Below are 8,966 nucleotides of genomic sequence, written 5' to 3' on the forward strand. Positions count from 1 at the left end.
CGGCCTCCCGGGCCCGCGACCGCAGAAAGCCCTGGCCGCGCCCCGAGCCGAGGCCGGTGCCGTGCGCCGGCGAGCCGGCCGGCGGTGCGGCGCTCGTGACGACGACCTCCGTGCGGGCGTCGCCGTACCGGCACGTCACGGTGGTGTGCGCACCGGATGCGTGCCGCGCCACATTGGTCAGCGCCTCGCGCACGATGCCGTACGCCGCGTCCGCGACGGCACCGTCCGGCAGCGCGTCGATCTCGCACTCCACGTGCTGACCGAGCCGGGAGAATCCGGCGACCAGACCCAGCATCCGTTCCCTGGGCGACGGTTGCTGTTCCCGTGAGAGGGCCGGTGCCCGCACCGCGCCGAGCGCCCGGGTGACCTCACGGCCCGTCTCGGCGGCGAACCGAAGGGCCTCGTCGGCCAGTTCGGGGCGACGGTCGCGCAGTCCGAGCGCCGCACCCGCCGTGACGACCACGGCCGTCAGATGGTGGGCGCTGACGTCGTGCAACTCCCTTTCCATCCGCTGTCGTTCGACCGCCGGGAGCCGGTGACGCTCGATCTCGGCCCGCTTCAGCCGCTGCTCGGCAGCCTGCCGCGCCAGCCGGCTGCGCCGCGCCAGCATTCCGGCGGCGGACGCGGCGGAGTACAGCACGGCCGTCAGGACGAGGTCGAGTCCGTCGCGGTCGCTGAGTCCGTGCAGGGTGATGCTGTACAGAGACTGCCAGAGGGCGAGCGTCATCACGCACAACAGGGCGGTGAAGGTGTCGCGTTCGCCGGCCACGGTGAACAGGGCCAGGGCCACACCCGCTGTCCCCAGCACCGCCATGGCGCCGGTGGGCAGGGGACCGGCTCCCAGCGCACAGGCGGCGGCGACCAGGGCGAGGGCGATCACCGGCTTGGAACGGCGCAGCGAAAGCGCGGCCGTCACCAGCCCGGCGACGAGGGCCGCCACGAGAAGGTCGGCCCCCGCCGGAACGCTCCCGCGGATCACGTCCGCCCCCGGCCACACCGCGGCCTGGGCGCCGAGCAGCACGAGGGGCAGGAACCGGTCGTCGTTGTCCTTCATAAGAGACCAAGGCTATGGCCGCAGGTGAGCGGCTGTCCTCGGGCTCGAGGCGGACCCCGTTCTCTTACCTGGGGTGGAGACGCTGCACCCCGGGTTCGACACGGAGATCGTTCCCCGGCGGGAGGAGCGGGCGGTGCTCCCGGCCCTAGTCTCGATCACATCGGGAAAGCGGCCGACCACCGGTTCTTCCGCGCTTTCCCGCACATCGACACTCCACTCGTATCCGGGGGATCCACCATGTCCAAGCGTGTTCTCGTCCCGTCCGTCCTCGGCGCCGTCGTCCTCGGCGCCGTCGTCCTCGGCGCCGTCACCGCCGGCGGCTACGCCACGGCCTCCACCGTCACGGAGCCGACCGTGGAGAACGGCTCCGCCGACTATGTCGCCCCGTCCCGGCAGGGCGCGGGGAAGCTCTCCTACACCGCGGACGTGAGCGACGACTCGGGTGTCCGCGAAGTCAGGGTCATCGCGTGGCCGGCGAGTTCCGAACTCGACCCGACCGAGGCGGAGACGCGGTACGTGGACGAGGCCACGTGCCGCGGCACCTCGGACGGGACGTCCCGCTGCACCTACACGCTGGAGGTGACGCGGCGGGACGCGTCCGATCTGGCGGAAGGCGCCTGGTACGTGTCGGTGCTGGCGACGGCGGAGGACGGCGACACGACGTTCGTGCCCCGCGCGGCCACGTTCGACGTCACCCGCTGACCTGTCACCGGGGCCGGACGTCTCCCACGCGGTGTCCGTCTCCCACCCCGGCGCCGTGACCCGTGTCGTCGAGAAGGCCGCCCGCGCGGTCCGCCGACCGCGCCCGATTCCACCCCCGCATCACATCCAGTACCGGAAGGCAGCAATCACCATGCCGTTCATCACCGTCGGTCAGGAGAACTCCACCGACATCGAGCTCTACTACGAGGACCACGGCACCGGGCAGCCGGTCGTGCTGATCCACGGCTACCCGCTCGACGGCCACTCCTGGGAGAAGCAGTCCGCCGCCCTGCTGGAGGCCGGCTACCGCGTCGTCACCTACGACCGGCGCGGCTTCGGCCGCTCCTCCCAGCCCACCACCGGCTACGACTACGACACCTTCGCCGCCGACCTGAACACCGTCCTGACCACCCTCGACCTGCGCGACGCGGTTCTGGTCGGGTTCTCCATGGGCACCGGCGAGGTCGGCCGCTACCTGGGCACCCACGGCTCCCGACGCATCGCCAAGGCCGCCTTCCTGGCCTCCCTGGAGCCCTTCCTGCTCAAGACCGACGACAACCCCACCGGCGTCGACGGCAGCGTCTTCGCGGGCATCAAGCAGGCCGTCACCGCCGACCGCTACGCCTACTTCACCGCGTTCCACCAGGACTTCTACAACCTGGACGAGAACCTCGGCACCCGCATCAGCGAGGAGGCCCTGCGCCACAGCTGGAACACCGCCGCCGGCGCCTCCTGGTACGCCTCCCTGGCCTGCGTGGACACCTGGACCACCGACTTCCGCACCGACATCGAGAAGGTCGACGTGCCGGCGCTGATCCTGCACGGCACCGCCGACCGCATCCTGCCCATCGAGTCCACCGGCGAACCCTTCCACCGGGCGCTGCCGCAGGCCGAGTACGTCGTGGTCGAGGGCGCCCCGCACGGCCTGCTGTGGACCCATGCCCAGGAGGTCACCGACGCCCTGCTGACGTTCCTGGCCGAGTGACGCACACCCGGCGGCCCCTCTCGCCGCCGGGAAACGAACCACACGCATCCCGCCACCACCGCCGCGGTGGCGGGGTGCCGCCGCGGTCGTACGGCACACGAGACGGCCGCACGGGGCGCCCCTCATGAACGGTGCCGCTCCGCGGCACCACACCTCCACGGGCCGCAGCGCGACGGGGACCGAGGCCAGGAGCACGGTGGAGACGTCGTGGCGGGCCGGTTCGCCGCCCGGGGTGTCGGTGGACGGTCCCTCCCGCCCGGATTCCCCGGGGAGCTCCGGGGTAGCAGGGGAGGCGACAGCACATCGTGAGCCGGAACGAGGAGCAGACGTGAGTGAGCCGGCGTCCATCGCCCTGCAGAAGGAGATCGCCCGGGAACTGGGGGTCGCCGATACCTTCGAGGCCGAGCGCGAGATCGAGCGTCGGGTGGCCTTTCTCGCGGAGCGGCTGACCTCCACCGGTCTGCGCGCCCTCGTGCTCGGTATCAGCGGCGGCATCGACTCCACCGCCGCGGGCCGACTGTGCCAGCTCGCCGTCGAACGGGCGCGGGCCGGCGGACACGAAGCGCGGTTCTACGCGATGCGCCTGCCCTACGGGGTCCAGGCCGACGAGCACGACGCCCGGCTCGCGCTCTCCTTCATCCGGGCCGACCACGTGCTGACCGTGGACATCAAGCCCGCCGCCGATGCCGCGCTCCAGGCCGCGCTGGCCGCCGGGGTGAGCTTCCGCGACGCCCACCACCAGGACTTCGTGCACGGCAACATCAAGGCACGCCAGCGCATGATCGCCCAGTACGCGGTGGCCGGCGCGCACGACGGCCTGGTCGTCGGTACGGACCAGGCCGCCGAGGCGGTCTCCGGGTTCTTCACCAAGTTCGGCGACGGCGCCGCCGACCTGGTCCCGCTGGCCGGGCTGACCAAGCGCCGGGTGCGCGCCGTCGCGGACGCGCTGGGCGCACCCGCCGCGCTGGTGTGGAAGATCCCGACGGCCGACCTGGAGAGCCTCGACGAGGGCAAGGCCGACGAGGACGCGCTCGGAGTGACCTACGACGTCATCGACGACTTCCTGGAGGGCAAGCCGGTGGACGAGCAGGCCTTCGAGACGATCGTCCGCCGTTACCGCCTCACCGACCACAAGCGCCGGCTGCCCATCACCCCCTGACCGGGCGGCGCCGTCCCCCGTCACCGGGGATGAGTGAGCGAGTGCTCCGCCGGGACGGTGACGTTCGGCCGGGGCGGTGAAGGCCGCGGCCCGGGAGCCGCCGCCCCCTGCGGAAGCCCCCGTGAACCGGGCTGCGGCCCGGCCCGGACGGTACCGGCGCCCGAGCGCCACGCCCCTTGCCCGGCCGAGGCCGTCGCCAGGAACACCTCGACGCGGTCGTCGAGGGTGAGGCGCGTCGCCGTCAGCTCAGGCCGAGGACGCTCATGGTGTGCTCGGCCATGCGCCGCTCCCCGAGGGCGTTGGGATGGACGGGCACGAGGCTGCCGCCGAAGAGGAGGGGCTCGATCCAGCGGGTCCCGCCGGGCTTGCACGCGTCGTGGCCCTCGGAGATCCGGGAGAAGTCCACGAAGGTGGCGCCGGTCTCTTCACTGGCGCGTTCGACGACCGCGTTGAGGTGCGCCTGTATGCCGCGCAGGTACGGCACGTCACCGGCGGCGACCGGAAGCTTCACGAAGCAGGAGGGATCGGCCTCGGCCGGTGTGATCCACGGGTAACCCAGGACCGCCACGCGGGCGTTGGGGGCCTTGGCGCGAACGGCCTGCAGGGCGGTCTTCAGCGCGGGGTAGGTGTTCGCGTCGATCTGGTCGGTGAAGGAGGTGCCGTGCCGGTCCTTGCAGGGGCTGCCCTTGCCTCCGCTGAGGACCCCCGCGGTGCCGCAGGCCGTGATGGCGTTGATGAAGGTGCCGTTGTCGTTGCCGCCGATCGTCAGCGTCACCAGGTCGGTGCCCGCACCGAGCGCGTTCACCTGGGGCCCGACCCCGGGGTACTGCGATGTGGTGAAGTCCTTCGTCTGGGCGGCGCCGCAGGTCACGTCCTTCAGGTGGGCGCCCGTACGGTCGGCGATCACATGAGGGTAGTTCGCGGTGGAGCGCAGACACAGCAGGTTGGTGGGATCCACGGGCAGTACGCCCGAGCCGGCGCTGTAGCTGTCGCCGAGGGCGACGTAGTCCAGCGACGCGGAGGCGTGTGCGGTGCCGCCCGTGAGGCTGAGGGCGAGCGCACCGACGAGTGCGGATGATGTGGCCATGACATTCCGCAGGGCGTGCTTCGGCATGTGATCCCTCTTCTCGGGGGTGGAGCGGTGGGGTGGCGGCCGGCGGGGGCGTGCCGTTGGAGCGAACGGAGCGGTTCGAGCCCGGGGGAGTGCGGGGCCGCGCGATTACCGAGCGGTTCTACCGTCAGGTAATGTGCAGGTCCCCCGGCGGGGAGTCAACATTGTTGACCGAACTTCTCGAAACGCTTACGGAAGACTTCCGGCGCACCCCGTAGATGTGCGAACCCGCAGTTGCGAAGCGCCGGGCCCCCTATCCTGTCCCGCATGCTGCAGACCGGCTCCAGTGTCACGACCCGCGAGGCCATCCACTCCGCCGCTGCCCGGCTCTTCCGGGAACAGGGCTTCTCCCGGACCACCGTCCGCCGGATCGCGGCGGAGGCCGGCGCGGACCCCGCACTGGTGATCCGTCATTTCAAGAGCAAAGAACTCCTGTTCCTGGAGACGATGCACCTGACGATCGATGACGAGCCACTGCTCGACGTGCCACTGGAACACCTGGGGGGCCGGCTCGCCGAACTCCTCGTCCAGCTCGGCGGTTCCGCGCAGGGCGTCTTCCTGGCCCTGGTGCACGGCAGCGGCGAACCGCAGATCCGCGAACGCCTGCGCGACACGCACGAGCAACTCTTCGTCGCACCGCTGCGCCGTCGCCTGTCCGGCCCCGACGCCGACGTCCGCGCGCGCATGGCGGCCGCCTTGGCGGGGGGACTGCTGTACGCGCTGTGGGTGGTCGGGGACGAAGGGCTGCTCCGAATGGACCGTACGGAACTGACGTCACGGTACGGCGCACTGTTCCAAGGGGTGCTGACTCCTCGGAACCACTGACGTCGCCGCGGTACCGGATCTCGCGGAGGACGCGCACCGGGCGGGCGCCCTGGCGTACGTTCGAGCCGTCCGGACGGGCTCCGTACCGTCGGCTCGTCCCTCCGGGGCGCCGCGGACGGGACGCATCCACGGGCGTGTTGCGTCAGTCGGCGTCGAGACCGTCGATCAGGCGGCCCAGGAACCGGGTGAAGGTGGCTTCGGCGGTGAGTGGGCGTCCGGGGGCGGAGAGCGCTTCGGCGAGTTCCGGGTGGCGGCCGTCGGCGGCGACAGCGGCGAGGTAGCGGGCCTCGGCCGCGGCCCGTTCCGGGGACCGCGCGGCTGCGGTCTGCGCGATCTCGTGAGCCACGTGTCCGGCCACGAATGCGGTGAGCTGGGCGAAGACCTCCAGCTTCGCCGCACCGTCCAGCCCGGTGGGCCGGAGGACGGCGAGCGCGTGTTCCAGGAAGGCCAGCGTGTTGGGGCCCGGGACGCGACGGGCGGTCAAGGCGGCGGGGAGCCAGGGATGGCGCAGCATGTGGGCGCGCTGCAGGTGGGCGACGGCCTTCAGGTCGGTGCGCCAGTCACCGCTGGGCGGGTCCGTGACCGACAGCTCGCCGCTGACGTGGTCGACCATCAGTTCCAGCAGTGTCTCCTTGTCGGGGGCGTAGCTGTAGAGCGACATGACACCGGCTCCGACCCGGGCGGCGACCCGCCGCATGGTGACCGCTTCGAGGCCTTCGGCGTCCGCCAGGGCGACGGCCGCCCCGGTGATCGCCTCCCGGCTGAAGGAGGGCCTGCGGCCTCTGCGGAACTCGGTGGGACGCAGCCAGAGCTGTTCGGGATCGACGCTCGCGGCGCTGGACCTCTGGTCACCGGGCACGGTCCTGCGCTCCTTCCTCCGTTTACGGGGCGGTCCTTGCGAAGGTCATCCAAGCATCCTCTATTCTCGTACACCGTACGGAAATGAGGAGGGGAACGATGCCATCACGCACGCCCGACGCCGTGACCGGACCGGCCTGGGAGCCGCCCGTCGGAAGACCGCCGCTGTCCTCACGGATGATGAGGGCGACCTGGCGAGGTCTGCCGGCGAAGCTGCACGAGGCCGGATGGGAGCCGGGGCTGGTGGTACCGGCCGCCGACGGCAGCCCGTTGATCACCGACCACTACTTCCCGCGGACCCGGGGCGACTTCCCCACCCTCCTGGTTCGCTCGCCCTACGGCCGAGGCCTGCCGTGGTCGCCCCAGTACGGCATGCTCTTCGCCGAACAGGGCTTCCACGTGGTCCTGCAGAGCTGCCGCGGCACCGGCGGTTCGGGCGGTGCGTTCGATCTGTGGCGCAACGAGGCCGCCGACGGCCGGGCCACGGTCGCCTGGCTGCGCGAGCAGGCCTGGTTCAACGGAACGCTGGGGACGGTCGGCCCCAGCTACCTGGGCTACACGCAATGGGCCCTCGCCCTGGACCCGCCACCGGAACTGAAGGCGATGGTGGTGCAGGTGGGACTGCACGATCCCCACGCCCTGTTCCACGCGGACGGTGCGCTGCGCCTGGAGAACGTCCTCGCCGTCGGCACGGGCATGACCTACCAGCACCAGGGCATGGCGCCGTTCCTGAAGGCGACGCTGCGCCTGCAGCGCCGCCTGCGCGACGTCACCGCCGCGCAGCCCCTGCGCGGGGCGTACGAGGCCGCCCTGGGAGGTGAAGTGCCCTGGCTGGACGAGGTGATGACGCACCCGGACGCCAAGGACGCCTACTGGCACGGCGCGTCATTGGCGGAGTCGGCGGAGCGGCTCGGCGTGCCCACGGCCCTGATCACCGGATGGCACGACGTGCTGGTCGACCAGACCTTCGAGCAGTACGACCGGCTGCGCCGGGCCGGATGCGAGACCGCCCTGCTCGTCGGCCCCTGGACCCACACCTCCGCCCTGCAGCGGGGATGGCCCGAGGTGTTCGCCGAAAGCCTCGCCTGGCTGCGCGCCCACCTGTGCGCCGACCCCTCCGGCCTGCGCCCCACCGCGGTACGCGTGCACGTCAACGGCGAGGACACCTGGCGCGACCTCGACGACTGGCCGCCGGTCTCCGCCGCCGCCTCGTGGTACCCCGCCCCGGACGGGCATCTCACCCGGCAGCCCCCCACGGAATCCGCGCCGCTGACGACGTTCCGCTACGACCCGGCCGACCCCACCCCCTCCCTCGGAGGTCCTCTGCTCTCCCGCACCGCCGGCCCACGCGACAACAGCGTTCTGGAAGCCCGCAACGACGTCCTGACGTTCACCGGCCCACCACTGACCGAGCCCGTGGACGTCCTGGGCCCGGTCTCCGCGCGACTGAGCGTCTCCACGGACACCGGGCACGCCGACGTCTTCACCCGCTTGTGCGACGTGGACGCGCAGGGCCGCTCCGTCAACGTCTGCGACGGACTGGGCCGGCTGCGGACAAGCGGACCCGCGCCCTCGCAGGTCACCGTGGGGATGAGCTCCACCGCCCATCGCTTCGCCGCAGGCCACCGCATACGCTGGCAGATCAGCGGAGGCGCGAGTCCCCGCTACGCCCGTAATCCCGGCACCGGGGAATCGCCGGTGGACGCCACCACCTTCACACCGGTGCGCATCACGGTCCACACGGACTCGGTGCTGATGCTCCCCCGCGGCGCCGGGCTCGAGTGATCCCCCTCCCGTTCCCCGGGAAGGGACCGACGGGCCGGGCGATGCCGAAGGGGCCCCGTACACGCCCGAGGCGTGTACGGGACACCGCGGCCGTCTCCACGGCACGGCGCCGGCGGCGGCCGGTACGACGAGGCTGAGACCGACCGTGCGCCGCAGGTACCGGTGCCCGCGGACCGGTGATGACGGACAGGACCCGGATGCGCGCGGCTCGTCCTCGTCGAGCCGCGCCCGGCGGGGGAAGGACGCCCTGCCGTACTCCGGTCGCCGGCCCCTTCGCCGTCGCCGCGCACCGGGCCGGAACGGTCGTCGCCGCGGGACAGGACGACGGCCCCCGACCGTGCCTGCCACGCCGGTGGCCGCCACGGTGGTACCGGGCGCGAGTCGCGGGTGGGGCCAGGCTGTTCATCGGGAGAAGGGCGGCCCGGTGTCACGCATGCCCGTCCGGACGCGGACGGCCGGGCACCCGGCGTGCCCAGCGCCCACGCCG

The 8,966-nt window shown here is 72.3% G+C and carries 8 protein-coding genes; 5 read left to right on the forward strand and 3 right to left on the reverse strand.

What is annotated here, in order from left to right; all coding sequences use genetic code 11:
* A partial coding sequence (locus B7767_RS20755) for a sensor histidine kinase (RefSeq protein WP_256923511.1) occupies positions 1 to 1,054 on the reverse strand: 1,054 nt, incomplete at its 3' end.
* A 237-nt stretch (positions 1,055 to 1,291) separates the two neighbouring features.
* Here B7767_RS20755 and B7767_RS20760 point away from each other — a divergent pair.
* From B7767_RS20760 to nadE, 3 genes are all read left to right on the forward strand, one after another.
* Positions 1,292 to 1,756 (forward strand): DUF5707 domain-containing protein, encoded by a 465-nt coding sequence (locus B7767_RS20760; RefSeq protein ID WP_085573518.1) that lies wholly within the window; start codon positions 1,292 to 1,294, stop codon positions 1,754 to 1,756.
* A 151-nt stretch (positions 1,757 to 1,907) separates the two neighbouring features.
* Positions 1,908 to 2,741: an alpha/beta fold hydrolase gene (locus B7767_RS20765; RefSeq protein WP_085573525.1), complete on the forward strand. Its 834-nt coding sequence runs from the start codon at positions 1,908 to 1,910 to the stop codon at positions 2,739 to 2,741.
* 328 nt (positions 2,742 to 3,069) lie between these two features.
* Positions 3,070 to 3,900 (forward strand): ammonia-dependent NAD(+) synthetase, encoded by an 831-nt coding sequence (nadE, locus tag B7767_RS20770; protein WP_085573519.1) that lies wholly within the window; start codon positions 3,070 to 3,072, stop codon positions 3,898 to 3,900.
* A 241-nt stretch (positions 3,901 to 4,141) separates the two neighbouring features.
* On the opposite strand, the gene B7767_RS20775 is transcribed toward nadE, so the two are convergent.
* Positions 4,142 to 5,014 (reverse strand): SGNH/GDSL hydrolase family protein, encoded by an 873-nt coding sequence (locus B7767_RS20775; RefSeq protein ID WP_085573520.1) that lies wholly within the window; start codon positions 5,012 to 5,014, stop codon positions 4,142 to 4,144.
* A gap of 264 nt (positions 5,015 to 5,278) precedes the next feature.
* Between B7767_RS20775 and B7767_RS20785 the strand changes: the two genes are divergently transcribed.
* On the forward strand, positions 5,279 to 5,836 hold the full coding sequence (locus B7767_RS20785; protein ID WP_085573522.1) for a TetR family transcriptional regulator: 558 nt from the start codon (positions 5,279 to 5,281) through the stop codon (positions 5,834 to 5,836).
* Positions 5,837 to 5,978: 142 nt separating this feature from the next.
* On the opposite strand, the gene B7767_RS20790 is transcribed toward B7767_RS20785, so the two are convergent.
* On the reverse strand, positions 5,979 to 6,695 hold the full coding sequence (locus B7767_RS20790; RefSeq protein ID WP_085573523.1) for a TetR/AcrR family transcriptional regulator: 717 nt from the start codon (positions 6,693 to 6,695) through the stop codon (positions 5,979 to 5,981).
* Between the two features lie 98 nt (positions 6,696 to 6,793).
* Between B7767_RS20790 and B7767_RS20795 the strand changes: the two genes are divergently transcribed.
* Positions 6,794 to 8,479 (forward strand): CocE/NonD family hydrolase, encoded by a 1,686-nt coding sequence (locus B7767_RS20795; protein WP_085573524.1) that lies wholly within the window; start codon positions 6,794 to 6,796, stop codon positions 8,477 to 8,479.
* Positions 8,480 to 8,966: the final 487 nt, after the last annotated feature.

This window comes from Streptomyces sp. 13-12-16 (assembly GCF_002114215.1).
In the GTDB taxonomy this organism is placed as follows: domain Bacteria; phylum Actinomycetota; class Actinomycetes; order Streptomycetales; family Streptomycetaceae; genus Streptomyces.

Excerpts from the sequence above, each read along its gene's own strand:
- B7767_RS20760 (WP_085573518.1), top strand. The coding sequence starts at position 1,292 with ATGTCCAAGCGTGTTCTCGTCCCGTCCGTCCTCGGCGCCGTCGTCCTC.
- B7767_RS20765 (WP_085573525.1), top strand. The coding sequence starts at position 1,908 with ATGCCGTTCATCACCGTCGGTCAGGAGAACTCCACCGACATCGAGCTC.
- B7767_RS20775 (WP_085573520.1), bottom strand. The coding sequence starts at position 5,014 with ATGCCGAAGCACGCCCTGCGGAATGTCATGGCCACATCATCCGCACTC.
- B7767_RS20785 (WP_085573522.1), top strand. The coding sequence starts at position 5,279 with ATGCTGCAGACCGGCTCCAGTGTCACGACCCGCGAGGCCATCCACTCC.
- B7767_RS20795 (WP_085573524.1), top strand. The coding sequence starts at position 6,794 with ATGCCATCACGCACGCCCGACGCCGTGACCGGACCGGCCTGGGAGCCG.